The 16,685-nt window shown below is 66.9% G+C and carries 16 protein-coding genes and 1 pseudogene; 6 read left to right on the top strand and 11 right to left on the bottom strand.

The window, feature by feature from the left end; genetic code table 11:
* Positions 1 to 82: 82 nt before the first annotated feature.
* Genes K5Q19_RS03805 through mdlC form a run of 3 tightly spaced genes read right to left on the bottom strand, consistent with a single transcriptional unit; the run spans position 83 to position 3,487 of the window.
* Positions 83 to 583 carry an aromatic-ring-hydroxylating dioxygenase subunit beta gene (locus K5Q19_RS03805; RefSeq protein ID WP_292941359.1) on the bottom strand — a complete coding sequence of 167 codons (501 nt, stop codon included), beginning with the start codon at positions 581 to 583 and terminating at the stop codon, positions 83 to 85.
* Positions 580 to 1,917, bottom strand: coding sequence for an aromatic ring-hydroxylating dioxygenase subunit alpha (locus tag K5Q19_RS03800; protein ID WP_292941357.1), 1,338 nt, complete (start codon positions 1,915 to 1,917; stop codon positions 580 to 582). Before K5Q19_RS03800 ends, K5Q19_RS03805 begins: the two co-directional genes overlap by 4 nt.
* 13 nt (positions 1,918 to 1,930) lie before the next feature.
* Complete coding sequence (gene mdlC, locus K5Q19_RS03795) at positions 1,931 to 3,487, bottom strand: benzoylformate decarboxylase (protein WP_292941355.1); 1,557 nt, start codon at positions 3,485 to 3,487, stop codon at positions 1,931 to 1,933.
* Between the two features lie 105 nt (positions 3,488 to 3,592).
* On the opposite strand from mdlC, the gene K5Q19_RS03790 reads away from it, so the two are divergent.
* Entirely contained in the window at positions 3,593 to 4,483 is an 891-nt protein-coding gene (locus tag K5Q19_RS03790) for a LysR family transcriptional regulator (RefSeq protein WP_292941353.1), read from the top strand.
* Between the two features lie 51 nt (positions 4,484 to 4,534).
* A complete protein-coding gene (locus K5Q19_RS03785) occupies positions 4,535 to 5,452 on the top strand; it encodes a ketopantoate reductase family protein (RefSeq protein WP_292941351.1) in 918 nt (305 codons plus the stop codon).
* 132 nt (positions 5,453 to 5,584) lie between these two features.
* Here the strand turns inward: K5Q19_RS03785 and K5Q19_RS21935 are convergent.
* Positions 5,585 to 5,875, bottom strand: a pseudogene (locus tag K5Q19_RS21935) (response regulator); the annotation flags it as partial.
* A gap of 173 nt (positions 5,876 to 6,048) precedes the next feature.
* Between K5Q19_RS21935 and K5Q19_RS03780 the strand changes: the two are divergent.
* From K5Q19_RS03780 to K5Q19_RS03770, 3 genes are all read left to right on the top strand, one after another.
* The gene (locus K5Q19_RS03780; RefSeq protein ID WP_292941349.1) at positions 6,049 to 6,600 is read left to right on the top strand and encodes a carboxymuconolactone decarboxylase family protein; all 552 of its coding nucleotides are present in this window, start codon (positions 6,049 to 6,051) and stop codon (positions 6,598 to 6,600) included.
* Positions 6,601 to 6,677: 77 nt separating this feature from the next.
* Entirely contained in the window at positions 6,678 to 7,673 is a 996-nt protein-coding gene (locus K5Q19_RS03775) for a DMT family transporter (protein ID WP_292941347.1), read from the top strand.
* Positions 7,670 to 8,767 (top strand): alkene reductase, encoded by a 1,098-nt coding sequence (locus tag K5Q19_RS03770; RefSeq protein WP_292941345.1) that lies wholly within the window; start codon positions 7,670 to 7,672, stop codon positions 8,765 to 8,767. Before K5Q19_RS03775 ends, K5Q19_RS03770 begins: the two co-directional genes overlap by 4 nt.
* A 49-nt stretch (positions 8,768 to 8,816) precedes the next feature.
* On the opposite strand, the gene K5Q19_RS03765 is transcribed toward K5Q19_RS03770, so the two are convergent.
* The 5 genes from K5Q19_RS03765 to K5Q19_RS03745 all read right to left on the bottom strand — a co-directional run bounded on the left by K5Q19_RS03765 (position 8,817) and on the right by K5Q19_RS03745 (position 13,257).
* Entirely contained in the window at positions 8,817 to 9,341 is a 525-nt protein-coding gene (locus K5Q19_RS03765; protein WP_292941343.1) for a DUF1254 domain-containing protein, read from the bottom strand.
* Complete coding sequence (locus K5Q19_RS03760) at positions 9,338 to 9,916, bottom strand: DUF1214 domain-containing protein (RefSeq protein WP_292941341.1); 579 nt, start codon at positions 9,914 to 9,916, stop codon at positions 9,338 to 9,340. Before K5Q19_RS03760 ends, K5Q19_RS03765 begins: the two co-directional genes overlap by 4 nt.
* Before the next feature lie 3 nt (positions 9,917 to 9,919).
* Positions 9,920 to 11,230, bottom strand: coding sequence for an acetyl-CoA hydrolase/transferase C-terminal domain-containing protein (locus K5Q19_RS03755; protein ID WP_292941339.1), 1,311 nt, complete (start codon positions 11,228 to 11,230; stop codon positions 9,920 to 9,922).
* 1 nt (position 11,231) lies between these two features.
* The gene (locus K5Q19_RS03750) at positions 11,232 to 12,608 is read right to left on the bottom strand and encodes an amino acid permease (protein ID WP_292941337.1); all 1,377 of its coding nucleotides are present in this window, start codon (positions 12,606 to 12,608) and stop codon (positions 11,232 to 11,234) included.
* Positions 12,609 to 12,783: 175 nt separating this feature from the next.
* Positions 12,784 to 13,257, bottom strand: a complete 474-nt coding sequence (locus K5Q19_RS03745) for an Lrp/AsnC ligand binding domain-containing protein (protein WP_292941335.1) — start codon at positions 13,255 to 13,257, stop codon at positions 12,784 to 12,786.
* A gap of 142 nt (positions 13,258 to 13,399) precedes the next feature.
* On the opposite strand from K5Q19_RS03745, the gene K5Q19_RS03740 reads away from it, so the two are divergent.
* Positions 13,400 to 14,419: a 1-aminocyclopropane-1-carboxylate deaminase gene (locus tag K5Q19_RS03740; protein WP_292941333.1), complete on the top strand. Its 1,020-nt coding sequence runs from the start codon at positions 13,400 to 13,402 to the stop codon at positions 14,417 to 14,419.
* Between the two features lie 152 nt (positions 14,420 to 14,571).
* On the opposite strand, the gene K5Q19_RS03735 is transcribed toward K5Q19_RS03740, so the two are convergent.
* A complete protein-coding gene (locus tag K5Q19_RS03735; RefSeq protein WP_292941331.1) occupies positions 14,572 to 16,356 on the bottom strand; it encodes a hypothetical protein in 1,785 nt (594 codons plus the stop codon).
* Positions 16,357 to 16,433: 77 nt separating this feature from the next.
* Positions 16,434 to 16,685 (bottom strand): SRPBCC family protein (locus tag K5Q19_RS03730; RefSeq protein WP_365758309.1); only part of this gene is annotated, 252 nt, incomplete at its 5' end.

The raw sequence follows: 16,685 nt of genomic DNA, 5'->3' as shown, positions 1-16,685 counted from the left end.
TTGAACCCAGCAGGGCTCACCATCCGATTTTCCCGTGCCACCTCCCGCAAGCGTCCCGCGCCAGCAGAAGCACGTGGGCGACTCAGATCGAATTGATATCGACCACGGTGGGGATCGTGTCGTTGAGCAGGGTGATTTTCTTGTGCGCGATGAGCCACGCGCTGTCCTGCCGCACCAACTGGTATTCATACCGGCCGAAGAAGCAGTCGCTGCGGTTCATCCGCACATCATGGCGGTGGCAGGTGAAGGCGGCTGATACCGTGGCTCCATCCTCAGTCGCCTCCAGCACCATGACATTGGTCACCTGATGCACCACGCGCGGCAGCGGAGATGATGCGGTGGAGAGCCCGGAGGTGAGGCGCATCACCCGGTCCTCCAGATTGCGGCGGCCCTTGTAGTAGATCAGCGAAAGCTCGCGGTCCGGGTCCTCAGTCGTCGAGCTCTCGTCGCGCCACGCGGGCATCCAGAACTCGACATCGGGGGTGAACAGCCCCAGCCATTCGGCAAAGCGCTGCGTGTCGATCAGCAGCGCCTCGCGGAACAGCAGGTCCTCGGCCTCGGCGCGGGTGAGGGGCGCGCTCATGCCTCGCTCTCCCCGGCCATGCGCTGTGCCCATGCGCGGTAATAGCTGTGGAACAGCGTCTCGTCGCAAAGCTGCGCGTCCGCCAGAACGCTGCGTTCGGGAGCCATCCCGATCAGGTCGGAGAAGCGGTTGCCGCCCTCCACTGTCGCCGTCATCCCGCGGGCATAGCCCTGCAACCACGGCTCCACCGTGCCGGCATAGCCGATCTGGCAGTTCTCGTAGGAGACGGTGTCGTCCGGCGTCGCCATGCCGGTGGGATTGAAGAAGTCCTCATACTGCCGGATGCGCTGGCGGCGCGCGGCGGCGCTTTCGCCCTTGGGCGCGATGCACCAGGTGCGCATTTCGGTGAGGCCGGGGGCGAGCGGGCGGATCACGCGCAATTGGCTCGAGGCGTTTTCGGCGACCTGCAGATTGGGGAAGATCGTGAGGTTGCGCATGTTGAACATCCAGTCGCGCTTGCCCTCGCCGTGGCGCTCCGCCAGCGCGCCTGCGCTTTCATAGAGCGGAATTGCCGGGGTGATCCCGAAGATGCCCCAGTTGAGCACGTGGCCATTGGCGAAGCTGTAGCTCCCGCCTGCAACCCCTTGCGCTTCCTCTTTCCAGTAGTCGCTGTTCTCCCAGACCGAGGCGACCACGTCGGCGCTCATCTCCTGCTGCCGCCGCTCCAGCACGCGGATGTAGGAGGGGTGCGCCGAGGTGAAGTGATAGGCGTCGGAGCAGTTTTCCAGCTGCAGCTTCCAGTTGGCCTCATAGGTGAAGGTCACCTGCCCGGGGACCAGCTCCAGCCCCTCCTCGCTCTGATCGGCTACCAGATCGAGCAGCTTGGCCGCCTCGCCCAAATAGTCCGCCAGCGGCATGACATCGGCGGCCAGACTGCCGAACAGGAACCCGCGATAGGCCTCGAAGCGCGGCAGCGCGGCAAGGCCATGGTCGGTCTGTTCGAACGCGGCGCTGTAGCAGCCCGCGCGGTGCGACTTGATCGCCTTGCTGCGCCCGGCGCTGTCAAAGCTCCAGCTGTGGTAGGGGCATACGTGAAGCCGCGCATTGCCCGCGCGCGTCTGCGCGAGCCGCGCGCCCTTGTGCGGGCAGGAATTGACGAAGCCGCGCAACGTCCCCTCGCCGTCGCGCTGCACCATGACCGGCACGCGGCCCATGGTGGTGGTGAAGAAGTCGTGGGGATTCTCGGCCTGGCTCTCGATGCCGAGGAACACCCAGCCGCCTTCGAAGATCTGTTCTATCTCGCGCTCGAACACCGCCTGATCCGTGAAGATCGCGCGGTTGACGCGGAACACCCCGTCTTCGGGGCGGTCGTCGACGTATCGGGTCACATCCATCGCCTCGCCCTCCTCAATCGATCACGGCTTCGACCAGTGTCGGCCCGTCCGCTGCCAGCGACCATGCAAGCGCCGCATCGAGCGAGGCTGCATCAGCCGCGCTGCGCCCGGTGATGCCGTGTCCTGCAGCCAGCGCGCAGAAATCGAGCTCGGGGAATTGCGTCCCCACCAATGTCTGCAAGCCGAACAGCCGTCCGAAGCTGTGCAGCGCCTCATAGCGCCGGTTCTTGAGCACGATGAAGCTGACGGCCACACCCAGTTGCGCGGCGGCATGGAGCCCCTGGATGGCGTACATCGAGGACCCGTCGCCCAGCACCGCGATTACCTTGTCGCCCGGCCGGGCCAGCGCCATGCCGATTGACGCTGGCAGGCCGTGTCCCAGCCCGCCGCTGGCGCAGGTGTAGAACGTGTCCTTCGCCACGATGGGGAGATAATCGTGCATCGTCCCGCGCGTGGAGGGCGCTTCCTCGACGATCACACTGTTCGGGCTACGCAGCGCAGCAAGGCGCTGCAGGACATAGGAATCCGTCATCGCTGATCCATCGAGCACCGGCGGCAGTGCGCGCGGTGCGGGCGCTGTCCGCGCAAGCGCCGGGCCGCTTTCCAGCAGCAGCGCAAGTGCCTGCCGGGTGTTGGCGACAATCGCCGTGCCGACAGGAGCCCATGCAGCATGGACATGGTTGTCACCGATCAGCCAGACCTCGGTCCCGTCCGCGATATGCGGCCCATGCCCCTCGACATGGTAGAGGTTCATCGGCCCGCCCAGCGCAAGCACGAAATCGTGGCCTGCCAGCTGAGCAACGATGGCTTCGCGCCCCGCCGTCAGAAACCCTGCGAACAACGGATGATTCTCCGGAAAGCTGCACCGGGCCGACATCGGCGCAACCCAGACGGACGCCTGATGCTTTTCGGCGAGTGCGATCACTTCGTCCCAAGCGCCATCACGCGCCACCCCGGCACCAACCACCAGCGCGGGCCGGGCGGCCTTGCCCAAGGCTTCTGCGCATTCGGCCATTGCCGTGCGGTCGGGCGCACGTGCGGCATGGATGCGACGCGAGGTAAAGGGCTCGCCCGGCTGATCCCAGTCGTCGATGGGGATCGAAACGAACGTCGGGCCATAGGGCGGCGCCATCGCCACGGCATAGGCGCGCGCAATCGCCGCTGGCACATCCTGCGCCCGCGCCGGCTCGCAGGACCACTTCACGAACGGCTGCGGAAATTCGGTCGCGCGCTCGGCAAAGAGGAACGGCTCGTAAGGAAGGATCGAGCGCGCCTGCTGGCCCGCCGTCACCACCAGCGGGGTCTGGTTCTTGTAGGCGGTGAACAGGTTGCCCAGCGCATGGCCCACGCCAGCCGAGCTGTGCAGGTTGATCAGCGCGGCATTGCCGGTCCCTTGCGCAAAGCCGTCCGCCATGCCGAGCACAACACTCTCCTGCAGGCCCATCACATAGCGGAAATCGTCCGGAAAATCGCGGAACATCGGCAGCTCGGTCGAACCGGGATTGCCGAAGATCGTCGTCATGCCCAGCTCGCGCAGCAGGCCGATGGTGATTTCGCGAACGCTTGGCATGGTCTCTCCCCGTGGGCCGGGCGTGCGCTGGCCGCAGGGTGAAGAGTGCCCGATTCAGGCCATAGCAACAATTGCATTCTTGGAGAAAAGCCATACGCTCACTGCATGGATTTTGACGAACGCCAGCTGCGTGCCTTCATCGCCGTGGTGGAAACCGGCAGCGTGGGCCGGGCTGCGGCTATCGTTCACCTCACGCAGCCTTCGCTCAGCCGGATGATCCACGGCATGGAGCAGCGCCTCGGCCACCGCCTGTTCGATCGGCAGAGCAAGGGCATGGCGCTTACCCCGGCGGGCGAAATCCTGCTCGATCACGCGCGCCTCCTAGCCTTCGAGATGCAGGCGGCGCGCGATCAGCTTGATGCCCTGCGCGGCCTCCGGCGCGGTGTGGTGCGCATCGGCGCGGTGGCGGCGGTCATGCGCACGCTCGTCACCCGCGCCGCCGCCGCGCTGCTCGAAGCCCATCCCCACCTCGCGATCGAAATGGTCGAGGGGACCGATGGCGATCTCCTCGCCGCGCTGCTCGATCGCAAGGTCGATCTGGTGGTCACCGCCTCCCGCCTCGAATCCGATGCGGTCGAGGCCATGGGCACTTGCGCCTATACCGACCGGTTCGGCGTGTTCTGCGCGGCTGGCAACCCCATCGCCGATGCGCCTTCCATGGCCGAGCTCGCGGGCGAAAGCTGGGTCATGCCCGGCCCCGCCGCCACGCCGCGTGTGCAGTTTGCTGCCCGCTTCCGGGCGGCTGGCCTGCCGGTGCCGCCCGTCGCGGTGGAGACGGCCTCCGTCGAAACGATGATCGCCCTTTCCGCTGCGAGCCGCCTGCTGTGCTGGCTGCCGGGCCCGCTCGTCGCGCCGCACCTCGCCAGCGGCACCATGCGCCAACTCGCTGTTCCAGAGCTGGAAACCGAGCGCCAGGTTCTGCTCTATCGCCGCCGCGCGGGGCTATTGCCGCAGGCCGCACGGCAGTTTGCGACGTACTTGCCTCTGCGGACTTGACCCCCCGATCCGATCTCGAAACACTCGCGCGTATACGTGAGGAACCGGATTATGCTTTCGAAGATCGTGATTGTCGGCGCTGGCGCGATGGGCTGCTTTCTGGCTGCGCGCCTCGCGGCTGGCGGGCTCGAGGTGGCGGTGGTCGATGTCGATCAGGCCCGGCTCGACGTGATTGGGCGCGAGGGCATCACGCTTCACGACGACAACGGCACGGCGCATGCAAAGGTCCGCGCCTGCCTTGCTGCCAAGGTTGAAGGCCCGGTTGATCTCGTCCTTCTCATGACCAAGGGCATGTTCAGCGCCGCCGCGATCCGTTCGGTTGCCCACCTGGCGGCGCACAACCCGCTTGTGCTGACGCTGCAGAACGGGCTCGGCAATGTGGAAGCTATCGCCGAAGTGTTTCATACCGATCACGTGCTGTGGGGCGTTACCGATTTCCCGGCTGACCTTGAAGGCCCCGCGCTGGTCTCCTCGCACGGCGATGGCCATATCTGGCTCGGCGGCGTGAATGAGCGCGCCCACCTCCACGCCGAAGCGGTCGCCGAGGTGCTGAACAAGGCCGCGCTGAACACCGTGATCGATCCGGAAGTGCGTGTCTCGGTCTGGGAAAAGGTGGCGTTCAACGCCGCGCTCAATCCGCTTTCGACCATCACCGGCCTGCCGGTGGGCGGCCTCGATTGCCCGGAGGGCCGCCGCATCGCCACCGCCGTCGCTGAAGAAACGATTGCCACCGCCACCGCGCTTGGGGTGCCCATTGATCCAGTGCGGGTGCTCGCCAAGATCGACTTCGCGCTGGCAAACCACCGCACGCACAAGCCCTCGATGCTGCAGGACCGGCTCGCTGGCCGGCGCACCGAGATCGAATCCATCAACGGCGCTATCGTGCGCATGGCCGAACAGGCCGGCGTGCCCGCGCCAACCACCCGCATGCTCGCCGATCTCGTGCGCATGGGTGAGCCGCGCGCCTAGAGCACGCTCCTCTCGCCCGGTCCCGCCGCTCTCGCTCTGGCCGAAGGCAATCGAGCCGCCCGCTGTCTCGATCAGCCGCGTGAGAATCGCGATGCCGAGGACCGAACCGCGCGAAGGCGATCCGCCGCGGCGCAGTCTGCTCACCAGATCAAGCCCGTCCATGTTGGGCAACGCGCGATCGATCACCGCCGCGTCGAACGGATAAAGCACCAGCAGTTCGGTTGCGCTGCGCCCCGAGGCGCAGACTTCCGCCGTGCAACTCGCGCCGGCGAAAGCCGCCTGCAGGGCCTCGCCCAAGGCGTCATCATCTTCGATAACAAGCTCTTTCACGAAGCACGGTCCCAAGCTTGCGCGTTGGCCAAGTGTTACCGGTGATGCCGCATCGCGCCGGCTCGGCAAGCTGACGGGCGGCTTGGCGGGCATTTGCTACGGTTCGGCGCTGTCATCACCGTCCAGCCTCTGTCTCCGGCCGCTGCGCGCGCATCTATTCCTGTCAGGCATAGGGCAAATCGCGACGGGACGTCTGCCGGAAGGGCGCGGGCAGGGCCATCAAGGGTGCACGGCAAACACGCCGCCCCGATCAAAGGAACCTGACGATGACCGCTTTCACTGTCCCGACCCGCGATACCGTTTCTGCCGGCAACCAGGGCCTGTTCGATGCCCTCAACGGCCAGCTCGGCTTCGTGCCCAATCTCTACGCCACGCTTGCGCACTCCAACAACGCGCTCGGCACCTATCTCGCGTTGCAGTCGGCCAAGTCGTCGATCAACGCGAAGGCCCGCGAAGTGGTCAACCTCGTCGTCAGCCAGGTCAACGACTGCGCCTATTGCCTCGCCGCGCACACCGCGCTCGGCAAGATGAACGGCTTCTCGGATGCCCAGATCCTCGAAATCCGCGCCGGCAGCCTCGCTTCCGATGCCAAGCTCGATGCACTCGCCCGCCTGACCCGCTCGATCGCCGTGAACCGCGGCCAGGCGGACGAAGCCCTTGTCGATGCCTTCTTCGCTGCCGGCTGGACCAAGGAAAACCTCGTCGATGTCATCGTCACCATCGGTGACAAGATGATCACCAACTACCTCCACGCCGTGACCAAGGTCCCCGTGGACTTCCCGGCCGCCCCCGCGCTCGACATCCGTCTCGCCGCGTGAGCCCCGCCAGCTGAACAGGCTTGGCCCGCCGGCGCTCTCCCCCCTCCCGCCCGGCGGGCCACACCAGGAGCCTCGTCATGACCGCGCTAGCTTCCCCACGCTCCACCGATCATGGCGAGGTTCACCCCTCTCTCACCCTGCAGGGCTCCGCCCCGAAGTCCGGACTCGCTGCAGGCGTCCTCGCCGCACTGATCTGGGCGGTCTACTTCGTCTTTGCCAAGACGGGCACCGCGGCTGGCCTCCTCCCGCAAGACTTCGCGCTGCTCCGCTTCGGCCCCGCCGCGCTGGTTCTGCTTCCCTGGCTGATCCGCCATGATCTGCCGCGCCTTGCCGGCATCGTCTGGCCCCGCGCCTTCGCGCTCACCCTGCTCGCCGGACCACCGTTCATCCTGCTGAGCAGCGCCGGCTATCTCTATGCTCCGCTGTCGAACGGCGCGGTGATCCAGCCCTCCGCCGTCACGCTCGCCTCGATGGCCGCCGCCGCAGTGCTGCTGGGCGAACGCATCACGCGGGCCAAAGTCATCGGCATCGCACTGATCCTCGCCGGTCTTGCCGTGATCGCCAGCCACAAGAGCCACTCCGGCGGCAGCATGGTCTGGCTCGGCAACCTGCTCTTCCTCGGTGCCGGTCTCAGCTGGTCCGCCTACACCATCCTGTTCAAGCGCTGGAACCTCGATGCCGTCGCCGCCACCGCTGCCGTCGCGCTGCTCTCGACGCTGCTTGCGCTACCGATGCTGGTCCTGACCGGCGGTTTCACCCGGCTTGCGGCGCTCCCGCTGCAGACCCTGCTGGCCCAGATCATGGTCCAGGGCGTGCTCTCCGGTGTGGTCGCGCTGATCGCTTTCGGCATGGCCGTCCGCCAGCTTGGCGCCGCCCGTGCCAGCCTGTTCCCTGCCGTGGTCCCCGTCGCGGCAATGATCCTCTCGGTCCCGCTCACCGGCATGGTCCCCGCCGCCGTGGAGATCGCTGGGGCCCTGCTCGCCACTGTCGGCCTCCTCGCCGCCATGGGCCTGCTCCGTTCGCCACGTTTCAATACCCGTACCCTCCCCGCCAGCAAAAGGATGAGTTCATGACCCAAGATCCCCTGTTCCAGCCGATCCGCTACGGTGCGATCGAGGCTGCCAACCGCATCGTGATGGCCCCGCTCACGCGCACCCGCGCCAATGCCGACGAGGCCCCGCACGAACTCCAGCAGATCTACTACAGCCAGCGCGCTACCGCCGGGCTGATCGTCTCGGAAGCCACGCATATCTCGCCGCAGGGCAAGGGCTATGCCAATGCGCCGGGCATCTACAGCGAGCGCCAGGTCGAAGGCTGGCGCAAGGTGACCAATGCCGTCCACGCTGCGGGCGGTCGCATGGTGCTCCAGCTCTGGCACGTCGGCCGGCTCTCGCACCCCTCGCTTCAGCCGGGCGGCCAGCTCCCCGTCGCGCCGAGCGCCATCGGGCTCGAAGGCCATGCCCATACCTATGAAGGCCCGCAGGCCTTCGTCGTCCCCCGCGCGCTCGAGCTTGCGGAAATCCCCGGCATCATCGAGGATTACCGCCGCGCCGCGATCAACGCCAAGGCCGCCGGCTTCGATGGCGTGGAGATCCACAGCGCCAACGCCTACCTGCTCGACCAGTTCCTGCGCGATGGCACCAACCACCGCACCGACATGTACGGCGGCAGCATCGAGAACCGCGCCCGCCTTACGCTCGAAGTGACCGATGCGGTCACCCGCGTCTGGGGTGCGGACCGTGTCGGCATCCGCCTCTCGCCCTCGCTCACCATCAACGGCATGAGCGACAGCAACCCGGCGCCGGTCTTCGCCTATGTTGCCGAGCAGCTCGGCAAGCGCGGCCTTGCCTATCTCCACTGCGTCGAACCCAGCGATCCGCGCGGCGATCCGTTCCAGCGGATTGTCGATCCGCAAGTCGTCCGCAAGGCCTTCGGCGGCAACTACATCGCCAACGGCAGCTACACCGGCGAGCGCGTCCGGGAAGCGCTGAATGCGGGTGAGATCGATGCCGCCTCGTTCGGCCGCCTGTTCATCGCCAATCCCGATCTGCCGCGCCGCCTCGCGGAAGGACTGCCGATGAACCCGCTCAACGCCGCGCGCATCTACGGCGGCGGTGCTGATGGCTATACCGACTACCCATTTGCGCCCGCCGCGCGGGCGGCGTGAGGCGCAAGGCGCGGTCCCTTCGGAGGAGGGCCGGGGGGATCGCGCCGTTCTACTGGGCCAGCGTCCTGCATTGCGCCTTGCGGCGGATCGGATCGACCGCGGCCGCCTCCGATGGATCGGCCAGCAGCACGCGCTGCAGCACGATCCCCGTCGGATAGCGCACTCGCACAGTCTCGGCCCCCGCCGGGACAGCCTGCCCCTCCAGCGCCAGCACCACCCGCATCGGCTTCCCCGCCATCTCCTCGTCGTTGCGAACGAAGGCATTGTCTGTCCGTGCATCGAACACGCTGATCGAGCTGTAGCGCCCCGGCACCGGCACGGCGGTCACTTCCAGCGGCCCAGCGCTCAGGTCGTAGGGGCACACCGAATAGAGCAGATCGGGGCTCGGCCGCACCACGAACTGCCGGTCTGCGCGTACCGGCGGCGTGTGGGTGAAATGATTGACCGGCGCGGTTTTCGTCAGCTTCGCCTCTGCCAGCCGCATCAGGGCATAGGGCGTGGCAGCAAGCGTGGCGTAGTAGCTGCCCAAGGCAGCCGACGCGACAACCAGCAGCGGAGCGAGCCTGCGCATCATGGGCGGCACTCCCGCCTCGTGATCGTCGGCAAGCTGATCCGCGCCGGATCGCGCGCCATCAACCCCTGCGGACGATAGGCGCGCAGCGTCAGCTCGAACGGACCATCGCCGCCCGTCGGTATCCACAGTCCGGGCTGTTCATCCGGCCCGATCAGCACCGTCCATTTGTCCGTCTCGCCCGCCGGAATGCGGGCGCTGCCGACCGAATGCCGGTTCCACCGATTGGCAATCAGCCAGCCGCCGCGATCATAGAGCGTCACGCTCCACCAGCGCGCCTCGATGGCACCGCCGCTCAGCGCATAGCGGCATTTGCCGGAAAGCGGCGCACCGGCACTGTCGGTCGCCGCGGTGAAATAGCGCGCCTCCCGCGCCGGGAGCGCCAGCAGCCCGCGCAGCGCGACAATCGCGCGGGTCTTGATGTCGGCATTCGCTGTGCCCACGTCGCGCCCGGTGCTCCACGGCCCCACGCGCACATCGTTGCCAAGCCCGCTGCTCCGGATCTGCCAGACGGCAAGGCCGATCCCCAACGCAAGGCCCAGCACGATCAGGCCCAACCATGTGAATACGGTTTTCATGGCTCAGAAATAATGCTTCGGGATCAACCCGTTGGCATAAGCCTCGCGCTCCAGTTCCTCGCGGAAATCCGGGTGCGCGATCGAAATCATCGCCTTGGCCCGCTCGGCCACCGGCAGGCCCTTGAGGCAGACCATGCCGTACTCGGTCGCCACATACATCACATCGGTGCGCGGCACGGTCACGATCGTCCCCGGCGCGAGGCCCGCCACCACGCGGCTCTTGCGCACCCCGTGCTTCTCGTAGGTCGATGGCATGCACAGAAAGCCGCGCCCGCCTTCGGATTCGTAAGCCGCCCGCACGAAGCCGAGCTGACCGCCGGTCCCGCTGAAGTGCCGGTAGCCGTCCGCTTCCGATGCCGCCTGCCCCTGCAAGTCCATCTGCCCGGTGCTGTTGACCGAGAACACGTTGTCGTTGCGCGCTACCGTCCTGGGCAGGTTCGTATAGTCCACCTGCCGCGCCATGAAGGCCGGGTTGCGATCCAGCGCGGCATAGATGTCCGCCGTCCCGATCGCGAAGGCATAGACCGCCTGCTCCACATCGATCTGCTTGCGCGCGCCGTTTGCCGCGCCCGTCTTCACCAGCTCGACCAGCCCCTCGACCATCATTTCGGTGTGGACGCCAAGGTCCTTCACCCCTGCCTCGGCAATCGCGCGGCCCACCGCATTGGGCAGCCCGCCGATGCCCAATTGCAGGCAATCGCCATCACGGATTTCCGCCGCCACCAGCCGCGCGATGGCGAGGTCGACTTCGCTCGAGGTCGCGCTCGGCAATTCGGGCGCGGGAAGGGCGGGCACCTCGATCACGAAGTCCACTTCGCTCTCGTGCACCGCGTTATCCGGGCCGAAGCTATAAGGCAGCGCCGGATTGACCTCGACGATCACCACGTCCGCTTTCTCGACCAGCGAACGCAGGTAGGACGCAGAAATCGAGAAGTTGTAATTCCCGTCCGCATCCTTCTGGCAGACCTGGAACACCGCGATATCCACGCGCTCCACAAAGCGGCGATAGAGATCGGGCCACTCGCCCAGATTGAGCGGAACATAGGTGCAGCGCCCCGCATCGAATTGCCGCCGGTCGTATCCGCTGAAATGCCAGCTCGCCGAAAGCATATGCGCGCCTTCCGGATCGGCTTCCTGAAATGCGCGCGGCCGGGTCGTCAGGCAGCTGCGGACCTTTACGCCCGATAGCTCGTGCACCCGGCTGGCAAGCGCCTTGTCGAATGCCTCGGTCTGCGTCGCGCCGAACCCGTAATCAAGCCACATGCCGCTCTTGACGAGCGCGGCGGCTTCCTCTGCGGTCACCACCTCCGGCATATCAGGCGCGCTTCCCCGTCCGCAGCAGCCAGAATGCCGCCGCAAACAGCCCCGCGACCAGCAGGCTCATCCAGAGCTGGCTCGCCAGGTCCGGCTGCAGCCCCATGAACACCAGCACCGCCAGCATCGCCGCCAGCGCCGTCAGCGTGCCGAAGGGATGGAACCACATCTTGAGCGTCAGCCGCTCCGGCGCCTCGCGCTCCATCCGCGTCCGCTCCTTCAGCTGCGCGATGCCCACCAGCCCGTAGAGCAGGATCATCGTCACGCCTGAGGAATTGACGAGGAAGCTGAACACCGTCCCCGGCGAAAGCCACTGCGCGGCGAGGGCACCATAGGCAAACAGGCTGGCGGCAATGATTGCCCGCGCCGGCACCCCGCGCGCGTTCACGTGCACCAGCCAGTCCGGCGCATCGCCAAACCGCGCAAGGCCGAACAGCGCGCGGCTCGTCACGTAGAGCCCGCTGTTGAGGCACGAAAGCACCGCGACGAGCACCACCGCGCTCATGATCGTCTCGCCGCCCGGGATGTGCATGGCGGCCAGCGTCGTCGCGAAGGGCGAATGGCCCGGAACGATCTGCGTCCACGGCACCACCGCGACGATCAGCCCGATGGCGAGCACGTAGAAGATCACGATGCGCAGCGCGACCGAGACGGTCATCCGCGCGATGACCTTGGCGGGATCAGGCGATTCCGCCGCCGCAATCGTCGCGATTTCCGCCCCGCAGAGCGAGAAGATGGTGGAAGCGACGCCGGCAAGCACCGGCCCCCAGCCATGCGGTGCAAAGCCGCCATGCGCGGTCAGGTTGCCGATGGAAAAGCCCTGCGGCGCGGTAATGCCGAAGACCCATAGCGCGCAGATCAGGCTGAACACGAGGATCGCGGCGACCTTGATCGAGGAGAACCAGAACTCGAACTCGCCGTAGCTGCGCGTGGACATCAGGTTCACGCCCGTCATCAGCGCGGTCAGCCCGGCGCCGATCGCCCATTCCGGCACGCCCGGCAGCCAGCCGCCGATGATCTTGGCCCCGGCAATCGCCTCCACCGCCACGACCACGACCCAGAAATACCAGTAGAGCCAGCCCGAAAGAAACCCGGCGAGGTGGCCTAGACCCGCCCGCGCGAAATCGGGAAAGGTCCGCACGCCTTCGAGCACGATGGCCATCTCGGCGATCATCCGCATCACCAGCAGGATCAGGAGCCCCGCGATCAGATAGGAAATCACCGCCGCCGGCCCGGTCAGCGAAATCGTGGTGGAGGAACCGACAAACAGCCCCGCGCCGATGATCCCGCCAATCGCGATCATCGAAACGTGCCGCGGCAGCAGCGTCCGGCTGAGCTCCACGCCGCCACCTGCCTCTGCGATCCCCACTGCGCCCACGCCATTCCCCTTTGTCTGACCCACCATAGGGATAAGCGGCGCTACGGTGCTGTCAAATGCCGTGTGGCCCTGCTCTGGATTCCCGCCTCCGCGGGAATGACGAACAAGGAAGGTTCCCCCGAGCCTTCGTCATTCCCGCGGAGGCGGGAATCCAGGGCGGTGAAGCACACACCCCTCAAAACCCCAGCGGCGCATTCTCCTTCACTTCCTTCATCACGAAGAACGTCCGCGTCTGCCGCACGCCCGGCAGGGTCAGCAGCCGCTGGCCGTGCAGCGCGTTGAAATCGGCAATATCGCGCACGCGGATCTTGAGCAGGTAATCAAAGTCCCCCGCCACCAGATTGCAGTCGAGTACTTCCTTCATCCCCAAGACCGCGCCCTCGAACGCGGCAAAGCTCTCCGGCGTCGAACGATCGAGCACCACGCCCACCATCACCAGCGTGCCAAGCCCAACCACGCCCGGATCGACGAACCCGCGAAATCCGGTGATCGCACCCGCCTCCACCAGCCGCGCCACGCGCCGGTGGCAGGTCGCCGCGCTGATGTTCGCGGCGTCGGCGAGTTCCGCGTTGGAGCGCCGCCCGTCCGCCTGCAGCAAGCGCAACAGGTTGCGGTCGATCCGGTCCAGCTCAATGGAAGGTTCTTTCATGGATTACATATCTAGCGGAAGAATACGGAAATAGAAGCGCCATTTCACCCGAAATACGCTTCCAAGGTCGCCAACTTTGCAAGCACCTTCCACGCAGTTCCGATTATCTTCCGCCACGAATCAACCGCATGCCGGAGCCGCCATGTCCCTCCTCGCCAAGTTCGAACGCTACCCGCTCACTTATGGACCCACCCCCATCGAGCGCCTGCCCCGCCTTAGCGAGGCGCTGGGCGGCAAGGTCGAAATCTGGGCCAAGCGCGATGATTGCAACTCCGGCCTCGCCTTCGGCGGCAACAAGCTGCGCAAGCTCGAATACATCGTCCCCGATGCCATCGCCTCGGGCGCGGACACGCTCGTCTCCATCGGGGGCGTGCAATCGAACCACACCCGCATGGTCGCCGCCACTGCCGCCAAGCTCGGCATGAAGTGCGTCGTCGTGCAGGAAAAGTGGGTCCCGCATTACGACGCCGTCTACGACCGCGTCGGCAATATCCTGCTCACCCGCCTGATGGGTGCGGACAGCCGCCTCGTCGATGATGGCTTCGACATCGGCATCCGCCAGAGCTGGGAAGACGCCATCGAAAGCGTCAAGGCGGCGGGCGGCAAGCCCTATCCGATCCCTGCCGGCGCCTCGGTCCACAAGTTCGGCGCATTGGGCTATGTCGGCTTCGCGGAAGAAGTCGCCGCGCAGGAGGCCGAGCTTGGCTTCAAATTCGATTACATCGTCGTCTGCGTCGTCACCGGCTCCACGCAAGGCGGCATGATCGTCGGCTTCGCGGCGCAAGACCGCGCTCACACTGTCATCGGCATCGACGCCTCGGGCACGCTCGAGCAGACCCGCGCGCAGGTCCGCATGATCGTCGACAACACCGCCGAATTGGTCGGTCTCGGCCGCACGATCCGGGAGGACGAGATCGTCATCAATCCGGACTACGCCTACCCGGCCTACGGCGTCCCTTCCGACGAGACCAACGACGCCGTCCGCCTCGCCGCCCGCACCGAAGCGATGATCACCGACCCGGTCTACGAGGGCAAGTCGATGCAGGGCATGATCGACCTCACGCGCAAGGGCTTCTTCCCCGAGGGAGCCCGCGTCCTCTACGCCCACCTCGGCGGCGCGCCCGCGATCAACGGCTACAGCTACTACTACAAGGACGGTTAGGAACGAGCTGGCCCAAACACCGAACTAAGCCCAAAACACTTCGTCATTCCCGCGAAGGCGGGAATCCAGAGCGGCACGGTGCAAGGCCAGCGCATGGACGCCCTGGACCCCCGCCTTCGCGGGGGTGACGAAGCATTTGTCGTGAGCATGGCTTAAAGCCTGTCCAGCCGCAGCAACCGCCGATCCCCCAGCCACGCGCGGCCCAGCGCCGCCTCCGCCGCGCGCGCTTCCAGCTTGTGCCCCAGCGCGGCCTCGCTCTGCGCCAGGCCCCACAGCGCCCAGCCGTTCCCCGGCGCGACCAGCAGCGCCTGCTGAAACGCCTCGCGCGCCTCCGCCGCCTTGCCGCCCGCCAGCAGCGCCGCACCCAGCGATTGGCCCACCGGGTAGTACCAGTAAGGCGGCTCCTGATAGGGGATCGTCCCCTCGATCGCCTGCGCCTGCCGGTAATGCTCCGCCGCCGCGGCAAACTGCCCCTGCGCATAGGCCATGCGCCCGCGCATCACATGCTGCGCCAGATGGATGAGGTCCGTCCCCGGCACGCCCTGGCCCTCCAGCGCCTTGATCCCCGGATCGGCTGTCAGCTTGTCCATCGCCGCCAGCTCCGCCTCCAGCGCTGCGGGCCGGTTCAGTCGCGCAAAGGCTACCCCGCGCGCATAGTGCCACATCGCCCGCACATAGGGCAGGCGCGCATCGGGCTTCGGCAGGCCAAGGATCTGCGCCGGGCTCCCCCCTTGCGCAAAAGCAAATGAAGGCGCGGCGACCACCGCCTGCACCCAGCCCAGTTCCACCGCCTTGTCCGAAGGGATGATCCGCATCAGCTTGCGCGCCTGCGCCACCGCCAGCCCCAGATCGCCCGCCTGCTGCGCAGACGTAACGATGAAGTGGACGTTGTGCGGATAGTAGCCATAGCGATAGAGGCCATCATCCGGCACTCGCGCCAGATAGGCCTCGTCCGATTTCGCCGCCGCCACATTGGCCCGGATCGAATCCTTGTAGCGCCCGATCCGGTAATAGATGTGCCCCGGCATGTGGACGAGGTGCCCCGCCTCGGGCATCGCCCCCATCGCCAGCGCATCCGCCGCTTTCTCGGCGCGCTCGGGGCTGACGTAATTCTCCATCAGGTGGATATAGAGGTGCGCGGCCTGCTGGTGCCCCGGATGCCGCCCAAGCACGTCCTCGACCAGCGCCACCGCCTTGTCGATCCGCGCCCGCGGTTCGCTGCGGCCCGGCTGCCAGTAGTTCCACGGGCTCGTGTCCATCGCGGCCTCGGCGGCCAGCACCGCGATCTCGTCATTGCCCGGATGCGCCGCGGCAAGGCCCAGCATCGCATCGGCATAGGCCGCATCCATCGCCGCGCGGTCCGCCTTGAGGTCAGCCGAATAGCGCGCCGCCAGCGCCGCAATCAGCGCCCGGTCCAGCGGCGTTGCCTTGCCCGCCAATGCCTGCGCCTTCTCCAGCGCAGTCAGCGTCGGCGCCAGCGCCTTGGCCTCCATCGGCGCGTTGATATTGGGCCCCTGCACCAGCGCCTCACCCCAGAAGCACAGCGCGCACCCGGGCGCGAGCGCCTGCGCCTTGCGGAACGAGGCGATCGCGGCGGCATGGTTGAAGTTGTAGGCCATCTCGATGCCCTGATCGAACCAGGGCCGCGCCTCGGCGGTCAGCCCGCCTGGCTCCAGCGCCGAACGCGGCACCCCGCCATAGAGCGGGAACGTGCCCGGAACCACCGGCCCCATCAGCGAGGCCGCCTGCTTGAGCCGCAGCAGCAGGATCGGCGTGCCCGCCCGCGCCTTTTCCGCGCAAGCCGCTGCCGCCAGCCTTGAGGGATCGAGCATGGCCAAGGCTGCCGCATCGCCCGACGGTGCGCGGTGCAACGTCGTCGCCGCCGTCGCCGCTCCGCCCGCCAGCAAGGCCAGTGCCAGCACCCTATACATGCGCATGATATCCCTCCCTCGCCCCGGGAGGCTCAGCCTATGCCTCTGCAGGCTGCAGCGCAATCACGCCGCAGCCTTGAGGATCATTCCGCCGCTTCGCGCTGTGCCTCGCGGGCGAACATCTCGACCAGCTCGTCGTCGCTCGCCTCAAGCAGCTTGGCCGCCCAGGTGTGGAACACCTGGCCGCCGCGCTCGTTGCGGCCGAACAGCACGTCCTTCATCAGGCCGCTCTGCAGCGCCTCGTGCTGGCGCTTGCCCGTCTTGTAGTCCTCGTCGCGCACCACGATCTCGAGGAAGTCGAACTGCTCGTGCGCGGCCTTGATCGCCGCTTCGTC

Source organism: Novosphingobium sp., from assembly GCF_019748365.1.
Lineage (GTDB): Bacteria > Pseudomonadota > Alphaproteobacteria > Sphingomonadales > Sphingomonadaceae > Novosphingobium.
The sequence above is the reverse complement of the archived record's forward strand: the minus strand, read 5'-3'. Positions and strand labels throughout refer to the sequence as shown.